Consider the following 18,334-nt stretch of genomic DNA (forward strand, 5'->3'; position numbering starts at 1 on the left):
CAGACTCAGACTCAGACTCAGACTCAGACTCAGACTCAGACTCAGACTCAGACTCAGACTCTAGGTCGCAGCTTCAGGACGATTCTGATTACGCACAACTTTCTTTCTCTACCCACAATATTGAAAAATATGGTAAAGATACGGTTGATCGGAAGAACAAAGCGGATCAGGTAATGAATTTGTGTCTCAAATTTCAGCCAGATATAGCGTCAATGCAGGAGGTAACAAGATCTGATCTGTTTAAAGAGGACACCGAAACTTCCCAAAATTCTGACTTTAGAGATCAATTTAACTTACTTCCGGGTCCTGAATATCGATCCCACGCGTACAAGGAAAGTTATACCACGATCTTTAACAAGGCTACTGTACATTTCCAGCCAAAACTCTATGTAATAGATCCCAATACCGGAGAATACCGACCCTATTCTAAACCGCTCTCCTTTGGAAAACAGGCGAAAGAGGAAAGCAACCAACCCGAGTTGAAGCAGGCACGTCCCTCTACAGTTTGGAGTTTTTACGTGCCTACTGGCAGAAATTTGCGTCCCGCCTCTAAACACTTCGGCAACGAGGCACAAGCAAAAGAATATGCCAATAAACATCGGAATTTGATACATCGAAAAGACAAAACTTATATGAAAATTCAGTCCCTCAATGTACATACCTCCCCCGGAAAAGAAACTCCTACCATCGCCCAGCAGGTGAACAGCATCCGGAAAGATCTGAATAGCCTGGCTACTCAGGAACCCAATACTATGGCATCTGGTGATTTCTACATGCAAAACGGTTCCAAGACAAACTGGAATCAGTTGAACAGTGGAAACGGGGATTTCAAAGTTGTAGCTCCCAATGTGCCGACTAATTTTAAACGTGGAGAAGGACAACAGACCGCAGATCATTTTGTGGTGCCTACCTCCTGGCAGGAAACTAGCGCCCACGCTATTCCACCCCTTTCCAGCAAGTACGAAAGCGTTGAAAATTTAATGGAACGGGGGCAAGACCCCCAGGAACTAGCGCGATGGGAAAATCATAATATTGATCATGCCTTTGTGTACGGTATGGGCCGTGTTCCTACAGATGAGACTAACACCGTTACCAATGAAAGCTTGTATTTACAAGAAGATATTTTCCAGGATAGAAACTATCAGCAGAACAATTGTTTAATCCATGCGATTGCCAATGCCGCTGGAGTTAGTCTTTCCCCCAGCCTTATCCAAACCATAAGGCAGAGGCTTGAATCTGAAAACCACGTTACTCCTGGAGCGTTTATAAGTACCGATGAGGAAAATATCAGAATTATTATGCGGGGTCTTCGTTTGTCCGGCACAGTACATATACACAACGTGGAAAATCCCGACTTTGCTGCTGCGCCTGTGTATGTATCTCCTGCTCAAGGGGGAGGGCAGGCTGTAAACCTCAATATCAATTATTCCTCTAACCATTTCTACGCTGCACCAAGCCAACAATGAATTTAGGTTTTAAATAACAGCATATATATCCCGCTGAAATTCCATTTGACCGTATCCGTTCAGGGGGGTAGGTGAGGCAACTGGGGAACGCTACGCTAGATTGGGTGGTGTGCGGGGTACGGGCTAACAAGACCTAGCATGAGCAGTCAAGATTGTCGTAGCCTGCACCCGGCACTCCTAGTCGCCACCCAATCTTCCCCAGTTGCTGAATATTTGTATTCTAAAAGACTTTCAGCTTTTTATTTTCTTTTCCTCCTGCCTTCTGCCTTATCTCCGTGTCATTAATCCATGCTGTATAAATGAAAATATTTACTTTCGATCTCTAGATTTAATAAACCCAAAGTTGTCTTAATATTAAGGAGTTAATCTTATTCGCAAAGTTTTATTAGTTGCCAAATGTAATGACACTATAATTATTTATAAATTAAGCTAACTTTGTGTAATATAAAACACCATTTATCTAAGATAAATTTTTAAGAAAAACTTGCATGGCAAGAATAAAGTTCCTACTAAAAACCTCACCTTAAATTCATATTAAAGATTTTATCCTATGCTTGAGACAAACTAATACCAATATAATAAATTATAATTATTGATATATTTAATCTTTTTTAAATTAATTTATTTGTAAATTATTCAGATTCAAAGGACGCTCTTTTATGTATGCTTCAACTGATTTTTTTGCTTGGTTTGAATCTAATACAAACTATTTTATTATGGTTTTAAACCAGCTCCATGAAATTTTTGAGAACTACGTCAAAGAGCCTGATGATAGCCCTAATATGGAACTTATAAGTTTAAAAAAAGATCAATCCGAGCTAGGGATGAAGAAAGTAGCAGCGACAATGACATCTCCTCCAGCTCTTGAGCAACTTTGTCAAAGGTTTAAGCTTTCAGAGTTTGAGCGGTTTATATTGGTGTTTTGTGCAGGTATTGAAATCGACGTACGTTTTTCAGAGTTATGTGCTGAAGCCGACAAGGACAATAGTCAATATCATCCAACATTTGCTTTGGCTCTTAGTGCATTGCCTAACGCCCATTGGAGCGCTTTGGCACCCGATGGAGCACTCCGCTATTGGAAACTACTTAACTTAGGCTCAGGTAGTACCCTGACCAGCACATCTCTTCATATAGATGAGAGAATTCTTCATTATCTTATAGGTGTGAAAACAACAGACTCGTTACTGACAGAAATTACTGAGCTACCATTTTACACACAACAACTGATTCCTTCTCATCAATGCTTGGCAGATAGTATAAAGGCTCTATGGGAATTGAATTCATTTCAGAATTCTCCGCCTATCATTCAGCTATGTGGTTCAGAGATGGAGGATAAAACCGACATTGCCCAAGCTGTCTGTCAGCATTTTAATCTACACGTAAGTCTTTTGAACTGCCAGCGTATCCCTCTCAAACCCAATGAATTAGAGACTTTTATCCGCCGACTGGAAAGAGAATGTATTTTGGAGCGTAGAGCACTCCTTCTAGTTTGTGAAGATATTGATCGTTCCGACAAGCTACAACTTGCTTCTCTCCATCAACTGCTTGAGGAATTACAATGTTTTGCGATCATTGCGACACTTTCTCCACTTCAAGGCATAAAGCGTCAGATGATTCGCTTTGATGTTCCTAAACCCCTACCTCAAGAACAGTTAATTACCTGGGAAACGTCTGTGGCCGAACTCAAAACTCAACTCCATGAGCAAGAGAAATATATACCAGACTCAGATAAGCTGCTGCAAGACTTGCAGGAACTTACGTCTCAGTTTCAACTTAGTACCTCTATGATTCGTCGAGCCTGTACCGCAGCTGTTGGGCAGTTGAGAATGCCGTCCGCTCCTTCCCTAAAACAGGCTCTATGGCAAAGCTGCCGCGTCCAAGCTCGTCCTGGATTAGATGAGCTTGCAGAGCGAATTGAATCTAAATTGTCTTGGGAAGATTTGGTATTGCCGCCCCTTCAGAAGGGAATCCTAAAGGAAATTTCGGCTCATGTCCGACAGAAGGCCAAAGTATACGAAAAGTGGGGATTCGCATCTAAAAGTAGACGCGGACTGGGTATTACTGCGCTATTTTCTGGACCTAGCGGAACCGGAAAAACTTTGGCAGCAGGTGTTCTTGCCAATGAGCTGAACCTCGATCTCTATAAAATTGAACTTTCTGCTGTTGTCAGTAAGTACATTGGCGAAACCGAGAAAAATTTACAGCAGATATTTAATGCGGCTGAGAGCGGGGGTGTAATTTTGCTTTTTGATGAGGCAGACTCTATTTTTGGTAAACGGAGTGAAGTTAAAGATTCTAAAGATCGTAATGCCAATCTAGAAGTCAGTTATTTACTTCAGCGAATGGAATCCTATCCTGGAATGGCTATTTTAACGACGAATTTACAGAGTAATTTAGACCCTGCATTCATGCGGCGACTTCGGTTCGTGACTCAGTTTTCTCTCCCCGATGCCGCCCATCGATCTGAAATTTGGCGACGGATTTTTCCGCCTGATACCCCAACCGAAGGCTTAAACTTTGAAAAACTGGCTCAACTTAACGCTCCTGGCGGTAATATCCGCATCATTGCCCTTAACTCAGCCTTTATGGCCGCTGATGAAGAAGAGCCTGTCCAAATGAAGCATATTCTTAAAGCAACTCAAACAGAGTACGAAAAACTAGGGAAATCATTAACGAGCGTAGAAATTTCTGGCTGGATTTAAGGTTGTGTCGCAAAAACTTACTAAAGACAAAATATCCCCATTAATTGAATCTGGTTATGCAGCAACTTCAAAAATTTGAGGCACAAATACAGTCAGGTTTTAAAAGCTGCTTTTGATTTTTGCTTTCGGAAAGTCACAAAAAAGGGGTATTAAGCACCGTACCAGTTGTAGTCCTTGTCATACGTTAACAGCACTTGTCTTTCGTTATACCCCAATTATGTGCCAGTTGCGTAAGCTTTGATATTACAGCAGATTTCAAGTTGGTGAGGTACACAAGCTAAGTCTATTACCCAGGTATAAAGGGTGTTTTACTTCTGTATTCTGTATTATGTATTCTGTATTCTGCTGTATTTATTTTTCCTAGCTTGCTAAAACCAGCCTTTTTTTTGTTTGATAAATAGATATTATATATAAACGAGGTAAAAGTATAAGCCTTTTGACCGATTTCTACTTTCAAGTTTTTATAATGCCTACAACCTGCATAATTAGCTTGCTTTGCTCCCAATAAGTTCAGTAAAGCTAAAATCACACAAAATAATGCTGTGTATTTAATACTTGCATATTGCTGGGAGCAACGCGATTTGGTGAGATGAGGATTAAATTATCAATTAAATTGCTAAATTCTCAATAGAACCAGGGTTTCCGTTGTGATACCTACGGCGGGCTACGCGTAGCGTACCGAAGGTAATCGCATTACCGAAATAGCCTATTTCCGTTCTTGGTTTTAGCACTTCACCAAATCGCGTTGCTCCCCTTGCATATATTGTAAACTTCATTTTGTTGTCTAGTAGGGAGAAAAAATCATGGTGCTTAATTTTACCAAAATTGATAGTATTCCTGTACTGCCAAAGCGGAGTAATAATCTCAACAAATTTTCTACTTATATTGTGCTAGATAATCAAAATAATCAATTATCGTTGCAATGGAAACATCAACCTTCTCTGCAACGAAATTTGAAATTATATGAAGAAAAGCATCAGGAGTTTTCCAATTTATTTAGCCACCAAGATAAAGGAATAGACATCGCAAATTTTTGGCGAAAAGTAGCATTTGATGAATCACAATTAATAGCAAATTGGGAGCCAAGTAATAAAATACAACTTGCCTATGAGCATTTAGCAAGTTACTTTGAGGAAAGATGCTATTGGGCTGCCAAAGACTTATCTAAAGAGCGTAACGCCAATTCTTGGGAAGAATATCTATGTATTGCTAGATTGCTAGTTTACAATCCACTCAAATTGAAAGAAATTTTAGTTAAATATAATTATAAAAGTGCGAATATAGATACATATATAACTAACATATTAACAAACCATATTAAATCTTCAGCAGAAGTTAGTAGATTTTCACGGTGGAGATTATTATATAAAAAGGGTGACAAAGAACTCATAGAAGCACTAAAGGTATTTGGAATCATCGAACCAGAAATTTCATTAATTATTTTTGCAAGAAAATACTTTAAGCAAGTTTATTTAATTAGTAAGGTTAAAAATCCAACCAGAACTACAGGTAAAAAATGGATAGCCCCTGACGAAGAAGATTTTTCAAAATCTGCTCAATGTTATAACGCAGAAAAGGTATTACCAACTGCACCCCATGAGGTATTTGCTAACTCTACTAAGGTGACTGCAAAACAAATTAAAGATTGGATGGAGATTTGCATTAAAGCTTTAGAAAGTTATCCGATATCAATTCTACCGAAATTTTCACTTGATGCCTTCCAATCAAGTGAATTTAAAGTTAAATTAGAATTACAAGTTCCAGAAATCGAATGGGAAAAGATATCAAGCACTGAGGATACAAGAGAACAAGGATTTTTGGCGAATCAAGCTAATTCAATTTTATCTGAGCAACTTCAATCCATGAAAATAGATGAGCAGAAAGTTTTACTTCTCTATTATGGGTTTGGATTTAATCAAAAACAGCTAGCAGATAGATTAGGAATGAATCAAAGTACTATTTCTCGTTATCTAACTAAATCTATAATCAAATTATTAGAAGCCATAGCAAAAATTTCCCAACCACAACAATGGGTTAAACAGTATGTAAGACGATGGTTAGAAAACGAGTATCATGCACCAGTACACTCAGATTTGATTCAAGCAGCTTTGGTGTCAGCCATCAAAAAATTAGTAAACGAAGAACGTGAGATTTTGCAACTTTATTATGGAGAGCAAATGAATGAAATAGAAATTGCTTCTCAGTTAGGTATTACCTTAAATGAAACAGCTACAAGGCTTACTAAAACAAGAAATATTTTACAAGATAAATTGATACAGGAAATAAATATTTGGATTAAAGAATATTTAGAAAAATGGTTGGGTAAGTATTACAAATATCTACTAAAAGTAGTGTTAAAAAATGAACCTAAATCAGGAAAGGAAGAATTCAAACTAGAAGAAAAGATTTCCCTACTGGAAATATATATTCAAAATCAGTTCTATTAACTTTATTAGTGAGGGTAAAGATTATGTTGAGTTTATCAGATTTCGTAAATGTTGACGTTAAGCATATTTGGTTGCAGGTAGAGACAGCCGAACAAGAAAAAGTATGGCAGTTTTCCCAACATCACTCAAATGCGATCGCAATTTATAATGCTTATCTTAATCGCATCTGCTTGAGCCGCTTACTCACTTGGTTTCAGGTGTCCTTACAAGAATCCACGTTACGCGCAGAGGTATTTCCTAGTCAAGAAAATTTACCTACGATCTTAGAGATAGTAAATGGCACAGCAATTAAGGTAGGTGAAACCAAGATAGTATTAGTGCCGACTGAAACAATACATATAGAAGAATTGTGCGTACCGCAAGAATGGGTAGACATTAATAGTTGGGCAGCTGACTATTATATATCAGTGCAAGTAAATTTGGATGGCGATGATGATGATTGTTGGATACGAGTATGCGGGTTTGCTACCCATCGTCAATTGAAAAACCAAAGCAAATATAATTCAAGCGATCGCACTTATTCTTTACCTATCGAACAGTTAACTGAAAATTTTACCTTACTTTTTGCTACACTGGGATTGCGTTGGCGAGAAGAAGTTCCACCTGAAGTAAATTTGTCAGCAGCAGAAGCTCAAAACCTATTGCAGACATTGAGTGATGCTTCTATTTATTCTCCCAGAGTACATTTAGATATATCATTTGCTCAATGGGCGGCATTAATTTCCAACCAACAGTGGCGACAACAACTGTATAATCAACGTTTAAGACAAGAAAAAAATCCTGTATCCAGTGCTAATAAATACTTGTCACCAAGCATAGAATCAATCAAGAGCGTCTCTGTAGACTCCTCATTGATTCAGGTGAACCTTAATCAATGGTTTCAGAAGTTGTTTGCAGCAGGATGGCAACCTCTTGACGAAGTTTTAAATTCACAGCTAGGAAATTTAGCATTTGAGTTTAGAAGTTTTTCTGCAACTAGTAAAACAGGTGTAAATGGAGTCAAGCTAATTGATTTGGGGGTACAATTAGGAGGACAATCTTTAGCATTGATGCTTGCTCTCTCGCAGGAAGAAGACAAGAAAGTTGCTATTATCGTACAAGTTCATCCCACTGGTAATAAAAAATATTTGCCAGCAAATCTCAAAGTTATGCTTTTAGAATCGGGAAACATTCTACAACAAATTGAATCGAGAAGTTTAGATTGCTATATTCAACTTAACCGTTTTAAAGGTTTAAGCGGAACCATATTTTCTATCCAACTGACTCTTGAAAATTTCAATATGACAGAAAATTTTTCTATTTGAAATAATATCAAATTTTGGTAGTTACTTATAATAAAATTTATTGATACAGGTTGGGTTGATGCTTGTGAAACCCAACATGAGCTTTCAAGTTGCATTAGGTTTTGTTCCTCAACTAATAACCTACAGATATTATAAGTATTTAAGAAAACTTGATATTAGCTAATTAGTATTTTCAAATCATCAAGTAACAGATTAACACTTATAATGTGCATTAAAACGGTATGCATTATGACTGTGAATTATAGCTATCTTATAATTAAAGATGAGTAAGTTAATTGTTATCAGCTTAGAAAAAGGTAACTTAAACGATGGCTTTTTCCCTGTAACTGCACAATTGTGGGAAACTAACAACTCTCGTCCGATAAAATTTACAGGTAGTTTACCTCCTGCACCAAAAATCGCTGAACTCTATAAACGCTTTCAATTAATATATCAAGCACTTCATAAACGATTCGTGAGTCGTTCGGGAATCGAAGTAGAATCGACAGGTTTAAATAACGTTAGTGAAGTAGATTTTAGTGAAGTTCAAGAACAGTTATATGAAGCAATCAATTCTTGGCTAAACTCTGATTCATTTCGCCCAATCGATCAAAAGTTACGCGAGAAATTGGCTTTAAATGAAGAATTTCAAGTTATTATTGAAGCAAGCGATCATCTTCTACAACGGCTACCTTGGCATTTGTGGAATTTTATTGAGCATTACCAACTATGCGAAGTCGCTGTAAGTACTCCAAGATATGAGCGAGTAATACCATTACCCAAACAGAAAACAAATAAAGTTAGAATATTGGCAATTTTGGGTAATAGTCAAGGGATTGATATTCAAAAAGATAGAAATATTTTAGAACAATTACCAGATGCATCAACAGTATTTTTAGTAGAGCCTTCACGTCAAGAATTAGATAAGTGGCTTTGGGACGAACAAGGCTGGGATATACTGTTTTTTGCAGGTCACAGTCAGAGCGAAAATGATAGGGGTCAGATACATATAAATCCAACTAGTACATTAACAATAACCGAGTTAAAAAACTCGTTAATTTATGCAATTTCACGCGGTTTAAAAATAGCTATTTTCAATTCTTGTGATGGTTTGGGATTAGCGCGACAGTTAAGTGATTTGCAAATTAGCCAAGTTATTGTCATGCGGGAAGAAATACCGGACTTTATAGCTCAAGAGTTTCTAAAACATTTCTTGGGAGCTTTTTCTGAAGGTAAATCTTTCTATTTAGCGGTGCGTTATGCACGTTCAAGATTACAGGGGTTGGAAGAGGAATTTCCTGCTGCTTCTTGGCTACCTGTGATTTATCAAAACATAGCGGAAGAAACTCTAACTTGGCAAGAATTATGCGGTGAAACTAATAAAGCTGCTTTCCCTAAATTAACAGCGCGGAATCTGAAAATCACATTTTTAGTGAGTGTCTTGATCGCCAGCTTAATTACAGGGGTGCGATCGCTCGGCTTCATGCAAAAATGGGAACTGTCAGCTTTCGACTCAATGATGCGGATGCGACCTGACGAAGGTGTAGATAAGCGTCTTTTAGTGATTACTGTCACAGAAGCAGATATTCAGGCTCAAGAACAAAGACAAAAATCATCATTATCAGATAGTACACTACAAAAACTATTGCAAAAATTGTCACTTTACAAGCCAAGAGCCATTGGTTTAGATATTTATCGAGATTTTCCGGTAGGTTCTCAATATTCAGATTTAGCAAATCATTTGCGAACAAATAACAATTTTATTGCTATCTGTCAACTTGGTGGTAGCAAACAACAAGCAGTTGGGATTTCACCACCACCAGAAATTCCACCTAACCGCATAGGCTTTAGTGATGTAGTATTTGATAGCGATTTGATAATCCGTCGTAATCTATTATCTATAACACCAGAACCGGAATCAAATTGCAAGTCGTCTTACTCTCTCAACTTTCAACTTGCACGACGATATTTAGCTAAAGAAGGCATTAAATTCGATATTAGTGACGAAGGCTACTTGCAGCTTGGCAAAAAAGTCTTTAAACCCATAGATGTTCCTACAGGTGGTTACCAACAATTTGACGCAAAAGGACACCAAATACTACTTAATTATCGCTCTTCGCGAGAGGTTGCAAAACAAGTCAGTGTCGCACAAGTCCTGAATAATCAATTCAACCCTAACTGGGTAAAAGATAAGATTGTTTTGATTGGCGTTGACTCACAAGGCGCTAAAGACTATTTTCTTACACCCTACAGTATGGCAACTACCCCCTACCAACAAATTCCAGGGGTACTGCTTCAGGCAAATATGGTTAGTCAAATTTTAAGTGCTGTTTTAGACAAGCGCCCTCTGCTGTGGGTTTTACCTGTATGGGGTGAAATCTTGTGGATTTGCGGTACGTCTTTGGTAGCCGGAATATTAGCTGTATACAGTCGGTCACTATTGAAATTTGCTATTCTCATCAGTGCTGAATTACTCATCCTCTACGGTTGCTGTTTTGTTCTCTTGTTATATGGAGGTTGGATGCCATTTCTTCCCTCTGCACTGGCATTAGTAATTACTGGAATCAGTGTAAAAAATACGAAAAATTATTCATAAAATAATTGAAAATAATTGAAAATTTAATTATGACTAAAATCAATTTTCTTTTACTACCAAAATCACTAGTATTGAGTGCAACTTTTTTATTAGTTAATATTACGCAATTATCAGCACAATCTCAGCAATCAAACACTACAAAAATACGTTTTGTTCAGCCAACCCTAGAAAAACAACCAGAAAATCGGGGCGCACCGAGAGACAGAATAGGCGCAGGAACTCGTGGTGATTGCCCAGCTGCGACCAAACCTCTCACAGCCTTAGTACCTTTGATATCAAAAACCGCAAATCAGAAGCAAGTAACAACAGGCACAGCTAGCACACAATATGTTTTAAGCTTAACCACAGATAAACATCCAACTTTTTGGTTTTACGTTCCCTATGTACCTAAGAATATCAACTCAGTGAAATTTGTCTTACTGGATGAAAAAAATAACTCTCTCACCAAAGAACCAATTCCTATTACTTTATCTAATACACCAGGAGTCATTAGGGCTAATGTTCCTGCAACAGAGAAACCCCTAGAAATTGGACAATATTATCACTGGTACTTTTTGATTGATTGTAACCCGCAAAGCCGCTCAGAAGATATAGCCGTTGAAGGGTTAGTGCAACGCATTGTCCCAAAAGATGAATTCACACGTCGCTTAGATACAGCAACCCCACGTCAACGAGTAGCTCTTTATGCTCAAGCAGGTATTTGGCAAGATGCTCTAACTACTTTAGGAGAACTTCGCACCCGCCAACGCCAAGATGCAGCCTTGGCGACTGATTGGAAAGATTTGTTGGAGTCTGTGGGGTTGGAAAATATTTCTACTGAAGCGATCGCACCTTGTTGTAGTCTCTAACATGGCCGAATGGCATTGGATATCTGCGAAAATTTCTACTTCTTTAGAGGGATACGATTTTGAGAAAATATATGCGTTTTGGATACTTCAAAGGGTTAGGAATTGCGATCGCGTACCCGCGCTGCGCTTCGCTTATCGCCCAAGTCCTAACTTGTCAGTTCGCTGGTACAATAATATTCTCTGCTAATTGCGCTATTGCCCAAATTACGCCGGATGCCACTCTCCCGAATAATTCTAATGTCACATTAGAGGGCAATACCAGAATTATCGAAGGTGGAACGACAAGAGGCGCTAATCTGTTCCACAGTTTCTCTGAGTTCTCTGTTCCCAATGGAAGTACTGCTTTTTTTAACAACGCCTCAGACGTTCAAAATATTATTAGTCGAGTGACAGGTAGCAGTCGTTCTGATATTAATGGCTTAATCAAGACAAACCCTATTGGAAATGCAAATCTGTTTTTAATTAATCCGAATGGCATTGTATTTGGCCCAGCTGGCAGCTTAGATATTCGCGGTTCCTTTATTGCGACAACAGCCAACGCTTTACAATTCGGTAGTCTAGGCAACTTCAGCGCTACAAATCCAGAAGCGCCTTCATCGTTACTGACGATTAACCCTTCAGCTTTTTTATACAACCAAATCACTACAGGAGCAATTGAAAATAAATCAGTTGCACCTGCTGGCCCTCATTTAACAGGTTTTGAAACATTTGGTTTGCGAGTACCTGATGGTAAAAGCATATTACTAATCGGTGGTAATGTAACGATGGATAATGGACAATTAAATGCTTATGGTGGACGAATCGAATTAGGAGGATTAGCTGCTCCAGGAAGTATAAATCTTGCTATTAATGGCGACATTTTTACTACTCAAGTACCTGAATTATTCCGAAGTGATGTATTTTTGAATAATGGAGCGATCGCTAATGTTTCTTATGAGAATGGTGGTAGTATTGCAGTCAATGCACGCAACATAGATTTATTAAAAAACAGTTCACTCAATGCTGGTATCGAGGCAAATTTGGGATCAGCAACTGCAAAAGCAGGAAATATTACTCTTGATGCCACGGAAGCAATTAGGATAGAAGACCAAAGCGAAATTAGAAATCAGGTTCGAACGAATGGCACCGGCAATGCGGGTGATATTAATATTACTACTGGCTTATTGTCCGTAAAGGTCGGATCTGGAATTTACACTCGTTCTTTGGACGATCATTCCTTACAGCGTCCAGGTAATGCTGGCAATATCAATATAAATGCTCGCGGACAAGTCTCTTTTCTCGATGGAAGCTTTGGCTCGACTACTTTACAACCTACAAACCCTACAGATGTAGGAAAAAGTGGAGATTTGCACATTCAAGCTGATTCTGTGTTAGTTGGTAACAACTCTCAATTAAAGGTTAGTACTTTAGGTACGGGAGATGCTGGCAATTTAACAATTGATGCTCGTAATACCGTTGATTTTTATAATAATTCCTTTGCCTTGAGCCAAGTTGAAAAAGGAGAAGGTAATGGCGGCATCATAAAAATCAACACGGGTTCACTTACACTGAACGATAATTCGTTTCTTAGTGCCAGTACCCTTGCAAAAGGAAATGCGGGTAGCGTGCAAATACAGGCTCGCGATACTGTATCCTTTGCAAATAATAGTAAAGCGGATACCGCAGTTCAACCAGGCGGCAAAGGAAATGGAAATGACCTTTCAATCCAAGCAAGGTCAGTTTCGGTTACTGATGGATCATTTTTAACAGCAGGTACTTTCGGTGAAGGCAACGCAGGTAATGTAACAATTAATACTGGTGATTCGGTTCAATTTGATGGTAGTAACAGTTATGCTGCTAGCAGTGTAGGTTTGCGAGAATATGGCGAAGGTTCAGGCAAGGGAGGTACAGTAAAAATTTCTACAGGTTCGCTCCAACTCACCAACCAAGCCATATTAACAGCAGAAAGTTACAGCAAACAAGGAGATGCAGGTAATATCATTATTGATGCCCGTGATATCGTCTCTTTATCAGATAGAAGTTCTATAAAAACCTTGTTAGGAGGGCAAATAAAGGGTAAAGCAGGTGATATCAGCATTACCACAGGTTCACTCTCAATTGCCAGTGGTTCCTCGCTCCAGGCTGATACTTATGGATTAGGAGACGGAGGTAATATTAGTATTCAAGCACGAGATAATGTGTCTTTCATAACTGAGGGAGGAGCTTATAGTAGAGCACAAGAAAATGCCAATGGTAGGGGAGGTAATATAGATATTAAAGCGGATTCTTTGACCTTGAGTGATGGTTCTTTTGTAGCAACAAGCACTCTAGGAGAAGGAAATTCTGGCAGTGTAACTATTAATGCCGCTAATTCCATTAATTTAAGTGGAGTTAACCAAGAAGGTTTTCCAGGAGGCATTTACACCGAAGTTGCGAGTATTAAACCTGGTAATGGAGGCGATATAAATATCACTGCTAGGTCATTGGAAGTCACTGATGGTGCCCTCTTGGCTAGTCGTACAAATGGTAATGGAAATGCTGGTAAAGTCAATATCAATGCGACTGATTTCGTTTTATTTGATGGTGTAAGCAGTAACAACAAAAGAAGTGGTGCTTATAGTCTTGTGTTACCTCAAGGAACAGGTGCGGCGAATGATATTAACATTAATACAAGCTCACTTTTGTTGCGAAATGGTGCAAACTTGCGTGCAGGCACAGAAGGAGAAGGAAATGCAGGAAAAGTAAATATTATTGCCCAAGATATGGTATCTATTGATGGAGCAAGCAGCGATGGATTACCAAGTACGATTGAGAGTAAGGTAGAAGAAAATGCTGTGGGTGATGGAGGGAATGTTGATATTACAACTAGGTCACTTTTTATTACCAATGATGCCGAACTATCTAGCAGCAGTAAGGGAAATGGAGCAGCAGGCAATTTAACGGTAAATGCTGATTTGATTAGTCTTGACAACCGAGGCAAAATTTCAGCCGACACTATTGCAGGACAAGGCAATATAAATCTAAATCCAAAAGATTTATTATTAATGCGTCGTAATAGTGAAATCACTACTAAAGCGTCTGGAAACAATATTACTGGTGGTAATATTACAATCGATGGCAAAAATGCCTTTCTTGTTGCAGTTAAAAATGAAAATAGTAATATTCGTGCTGATTCTGAAAACTTTCGTGGCGGAAATGTCAAAATTAATGTAGCTAAAATCTTTGGGTTTCAATCTCAAACAACATCATTTCCGCTAATAAGTAGTATTACTGCAAAAGGAGCAAGTCCTGAGTTAAGCGGAAATATACAAATCAATACCCCTGATACAGATCCTAGTAAAGGATTAGTTTCTTTAACAACAAATGTGGTGGATGTAACACGTTTAGTAGACGATAATATCTGCGCGAAAACTGCTAACAGTAGTTTCACTTATACCGGAAGTGGTGGTTTACCTGCCTCTCCCAACAACACACTTAATAGTGATGCGGTATGGGAAGATTGGCGACTCACTGCTGTATCAAAGGGAAGAGAGGGAGAAAAAGATAAGGGATCGGAATCCCTTCTGGGGATAAGGAAACAAGAGGGAGAGAATAAATCCTTAAGCCCTACTCAAATTGTAGAAGCGCAAGGGTGGATAATTAATCAGAACGGGGAAGTGATTCTTACAGCTTACGCTCCCACAGCAACACCACACAAAGTAGGGAGTTCATCATCTGGATGTCAGTCAGCAATTGCCAAGTAATGGACAAGGGGCATAGGGCAAGGGTCAAAAGAGGCAGGGGAGCTCTTAGCTGGGGCAGGGGAAAGACTGAGACGGAGCTTGTACTTTGCCCCAGCACAAGCGTTTTGGAAGGACGGGGTTCAAACCCATGTTCCGCAACGCTTGTCGCAGAGGGAAAGGGCTTGCTCCCCCAAGCTTTTAGCCCTCTTCCCCTCTGCCTCCCCGGTGATTGTTTTGGAGTAGATTTGGAATGGCAAGACCTAATTGGAACACGGCTAGAAAAAAGGGTGTATTTCACAAGTGGCAAATTATCTTATTAGCTTTGCTGGGATTGACTTTCAGCTTTGGTGTTCATCTGCTATCGGCTGCTTCCATTGTCCCAGTTATTGAGAAAATCCCCATCCAATCAAGTCAGCCGATTAGCAATGTTTCTATATCCCATATCGAAGTCCCCGAAAGCATAAAACAACTCATAGAAAATGGCAAGACTTTATACCAATCAGGACAATTTGCCTTTGCGGCACAAAGTTTTCAGCAGGCTGCACAAGTTTATCAGTCCCAAAATGACGCACTGAACCAAGCTTTGGCGTTAAATTTTCTTTCTTTGAGTGAGCAAAAATTGGGACATTGGAACCAAGCAAGTGTTGCAATTACAACTAGTCTCGATTTATTAAACCAATCAAAATTAACTACTAGTAACGCAAAACACATTCTCGCTCTAGTTCTCAACACTCAAGGCAATTTACAATTAGTACTGGGGCAAGTTGAAAATGCTTTGCAATCATGGCAAGAAGCAGCTAAAACCTATACTGAAATTGGTGATACTGCTGGTAATATTGGTAGTTTAATTAACCAGGCTACAGCTTTCCAATCCTTGGGGCTTTACCGCCGCACAATGAAAATATTTGAGCAGGTAGAAAAAAATCTCCTTTCTATGCCAAACTCGCTTTTAAAAGCTGCTGGATTGCGAAGTTGGGGGAATTGGCTGCTAGCCAGTGGAGATATAGAAAAGTCTCAAAAAATGCTGGAGCAAAGTTTGGCAGTAGCGCAACAGTTGCGATCGCCACAAGAAGAAAGTGCAACTTTACTCAGTTTAGGCAATGCCGCATTCGCAAAGGGCAAGAGAAATCTCATCAAAGAAAGCACTACCGAGGATAATTTTCTCCCCTCACAGTGTGGACAAACAGCGATTGCCCAAACAGAGGATACCAAATTTTACTTCAAAAAAGCATCTTACTATTATCATGAAATCGCTAATAAGTCAAGTTCTCCTATTACTGCTATACAAGCCCAACTCAATCGCTTGAGCGTATTACAGTTTCTTGGGCAACAACCGACGAGCGAATATCTTAGATCAATTAAATCTGCACTCTCCAATTTAACCCCCAGTCGAGCCGCAGTATACGCCAGAATAAATTTTGTCCAGAGTTTGCTTTGTCTTGAAAAGACGCACAAGCAGACAACAAGAGAAACTTTCAATTCCCCAACCCAAAATCAGGATTTCCAAGCAGGAGCCAAGGAACAAGCTAAAATTCAAAATTCCGAAGAAATTGTCGAGCTATTAAACACCTCTGTGCAACAAGCCAAAGAAATCAAAGACCAACGAGCCGAGTCTTATAGTCTGGGTTATCTGGCTCAATTTTACGAGATGAGAAAACAATTTCCAAACGCACAGCGATATACCGAGTCAGCTTTAAATCTTGCTCAACTCATAAATGCACCAGATATTGCTTATCACTGGGAATGGCAACTCGGACGCCTGTTTATGGTACAGGGAGATTCAGAAAGAGCAGTAGCAGCTTATACCACAGCAGTGGCAACTCTTCATACTTTACGCGGTGATTTGGTAGCTCTTAATGCCGACACTCAATTTGACTTTCGAGATGAAGTAGAACCAGTGTATCGTCAATTGGTAGGATTACTTTTACAATCTGACCAAACCTCGACTGCCAAAGCAGTAACGAAACAAGTCAGTCAGAACAATTTAAAGCAAGCTCGCAATGCAATTGAAGCTTTACAATTGGCTGAATTAGACAACTTTTTCCAAGATGCTTGTATTACCATCCAGCCAACGCAGATTGACGAAGTAGTGGACAATTCTAATCCAGTCACAGCAGTTTTTTACTCAATTATCTTAGCAGACCGCATCGAAATAATTGTCAAATTACCACATTCTCAAGAATTACGGCATTACACGACTTACAAACCCAAAGTTGAAGTAGAAAACACTTTAGAAGCACTGCGACAAAAACTAGAACAACGCTATACATTTCGCGATCGCGAAGACCTTTCCCAAGAAGTATATAACTGGATTATCAAACCTGCCATTGCAGACTTGGAGCAAAGCAATGTCAAAAATCTAGTCTTTGTGATGGATGGTTCATTGCAGAATATACCAATGGCTGCGCTTTACGACGGCAAACAATATTTGATAGAAAAATACAGTGTCGCCCTTTCGCCCGGTTTGCAACTGCTAGCACCCAAACAAAAACAAAGACGATTGGAAGCATTAATCGCCGGATTAACAGAATCTCGTCTAGGCTTTAGTTCCCTATCAAATGTCGGCACCGAATTGCAGCAAATAGAGTCTATTATTCCTTCTAAACAACTGATCAACCAAGCTTTTACTAGCATCAACATTGAACAGCAAGTCAGTGCAATTTCTTTTCCTGTGGTTCACTTAGCAACTCACGGCAAATTTAGTTCTAAACTCGAAGATACATATATTCTTGCTTGGAATGACAAGATTAAAATTAAACAGTTGCGTGAAATACTGCAAACTAGAGAACAAGTGGTAGGGCGTTCCAATCGCGTACCTCCTCCAATTGAATTACTTGTCCTCAGTGCTTGTGAAACAGCGACTGGAGATAAGCGTGCTGCTTTGGGGCTTGCTGGTGTCGCTGTGCGTTCCGGCGCACGCAGTACCTTGGCTTCACTGTGGCAAGTAGACGATAAATCTACCTCTGTTTTGATGAGTGAATTCTATCGACAGTTAACACAAAATGCTAATTTAAGTAAAGCAGAAGCCCTACGTCGTGCTCAAGAGTTTGTTTTGAAGGATAAAGAACATCCATTTTATTGGGCACCCTATGTTTTAGTAGGGAATTGGCTTTAGGTGACTGTCACTGAAATAAGCCAGGACATGTAGCGGTTCCCAATTGCATGGAATACAACTCAATAAGCTGACGTTTGCTATGTTTACTGATTTTGAGATGGTAAAGGAACTCCAAAAAATAAATTATATCGTGTCCGGTTAAAGACTTATCATTTAGACCGCAGGGGGCAGGGGGC

10 protein-coding genes are annotated in these 18,334 nt (G+C 39.2%); 8 read left to right on the top strand and 2 right to left on the bottom strand.

Features of this window, described 5'->3' with window-relative positions; genetic code table 11:
• Together ACFE90_RS23545 and ACFE90_RS23550 are read left to right on the top strand one after the other, a co-directional pair.
• A partial coding sequence (locus tag ACFE90_RS23545) for a hypothetical protein (RefSeq protein WP_375504836.1) occupies positions 1-1,466 on the top strand: 1,466 nt, incomplete at its 5' end.
• A gap of 716 nt (positions 1,467-2,182) precedes the next feature.
• Positions 2,183-4,168, top strand: a complete 1,986-nt coding sequence (locus ACFE90_RS23550; RefSeq protein ID WP_375504838.1) for an ATP-binding protein — start codon at positions 2,183-2,185, stop codon at positions 4,166-4,168.
• Between the two features lie 286 nt (positions 4,169-4,454).
• On the opposite strand, the gene ACFE90_RS23555 is transcribed toward ACFE90_RS23550, so the two are convergent.
• Together ACFE90_RS23555 and ACFE90_RS23560 are read right to left on the bottom strand one after the other, a co-directional pair.
• Entirely contained in the window at positions 4,455-4,697 is a 243-nt protein-coding gene (locus tag ACFE90_RS23555; protein ID WP_375504840.1) for a hypothetical protein, read from the bottom strand.
• Positions 4,698-4,776: 79 nt separating this feature from the next.
• Positions 4,777-4,944 carry a hypothetical protein gene (locus ACFE90_RS23560; RefSeq protein ID WP_375504842.1) on the bottom strand — a complete coding sequence of 56 codons (168 nt, stop codon included), beginning with the start codon at positions 4,942-4,944 and terminating at the stop codon, positions 4,777-4,779.
• A 27-nt stretch (positions 4,945-4,971) separates the two neighbouring features.
• Here ACFE90_RS23560 and ACFE90_RS23565 point away from each other — a divergent pair, with 27 nt between their 5' ends.
• The 6 genes from ACFE90_RS23565 to ACFE90_RS23590 all read left to right on the top strand — a co-directional run bounded on the left by ACFE90_RS23565 (position 4,972) and on the right by ACFE90_RS23590 (position 18,158).
• On the top strand, positions 4,972-6,615 hold the full coding sequence (locus tag ACFE90_RS23565) for a sigma-70 family RNA polymerase sigma factor (protein WP_375504844.1): 1,644 nt from the start codon (positions 4,972-4,974) through the stop codon (positions 6,613-6,615).
• A gap of 23 nt (positions 6,616-6,638) precedes the next feature.
• A complete protein-coding gene (locus ACFE90_RS23570) occupies positions 6,639-7,919 on the top strand; it encodes a DUF1822 family protein (RefSeq protein ID WP_375504846.1) in 1,281 nt (426 codons plus the stop codon).
• Positions 7,920-8,181: 262 nt separating this feature from the next.
• Positions 8,182-10,494 carry a CHASE2 domain-containing protein gene (locus tag ACFE90_RS23575; protein ID WP_375504848.1) on the top strand — a complete coding sequence of 771 codons (2,313 nt, stop codon included), beginning with the start codon at positions 8,182-8,184 and terminating at the stop codon, positions 10,492-10,494.
• A 29-nt stretch (positions 10,495-10,523) separates the two neighbouring features.
• Positions 10,524-11,342 carry a DUF928 domain-containing protein gene (locus ACFE90_RS23580; protein WP_375504850.1) on the top strand — a complete coding sequence of 273 codons (819 nt, stop codon included), beginning with the start codon at positions 10,524-10,526 and terminating at the stop codon, positions 11,340-11,342.
• A gap of 71 nt (positions 11,343-11,413) precedes the next feature.
• A complete protein-coding gene (locus ACFE90_RS23585; protein WP_375504852.1) occupies positions 11,414-15,064 on the top strand; it encodes a filamentous hemagglutinin N-terminal domain-containing protein in 3,651 nt (1,216 codons plus the stop codon).
• A 229-nt stretch (positions 15,065-15,293) separates the two neighbouring features.
• Entirely contained in the window at positions 15,294-18,158 is a 2,865-nt protein-coding gene (locus tag ACFE90_RS23590) for a CHAT domain-containing protein (protein ID WP_375504854.1), read from the top strand.
• The last annotated feature ends 176 nt before the right edge of the window (positions 18,159-18,334 follow it).

The organism is uncultured Nostoc sp., assembly GCF_964245445.1.
GTDB lineage: Bacteria > Cyanobacteriota > Cyanobacteriia > Cyanobacteriales > Nostocaceae > Nostoc.

Bases quoted from the DNA above. Each gene is read 5' to 3' on its own strand.
- ACFE90_RS23550 (WP_375504838.1), top strand. From the start codon at position 2,183: ATGGTTTTAAACCAGCTCCATGAAATTTTTGAGAACTACGTCAAAGAG.
- ACFE90_RS23560 (WP_375504842.1), bottom strand. From the start codon at position 4,944: ATGAAGTTTACAATATATGCAAGGGGAGCAACGCGATTTGGTGAAGTG.
- ACFE90_RS23565 (WP_375504844.1), top strand. From the start codon at position 4,972: ATGGTGCTTAATTTTACCAAAATTGATAGTATTCCTGTACTGCCAAAG.
- ACFE90_RS23570 (WP_375504846.1), top strand. From the start codon at position 6,639: ATGTTGAGTTTATCAGATTTCGTAAATGTTGACGTTAAGCATATTTGG.
- ACFE90_RS23575 (WP_375504848.1), top strand. From the start codon at position 8,182: ATGAGTAAGTTAATTGTTATCAGCTTAGAAAAAGGTAACTTAAACGAT.
- ACFE90_RS23580 (WP_375504850.1), top strand. From the start codon at position 10,524: ATGACTAAAATCAATTTTCTTTTACTACCAAAATCACTAGTATTGAGT.
- ACFE90_RS23585 (WP_375504852.1), top strand. From the start codon at position 11,414: ATGCGTTTTGGATACTTCAAAGGGTTAGGAATTGCGATCGCGTACCCG.
- ACFE90_RS23590 (WP_375504854.1), top strand. From the start codon at position 15,294: ATGGCAAGACCTAATTGGAACACGGCTAGAAAAAAGGGTGTATTTCAC.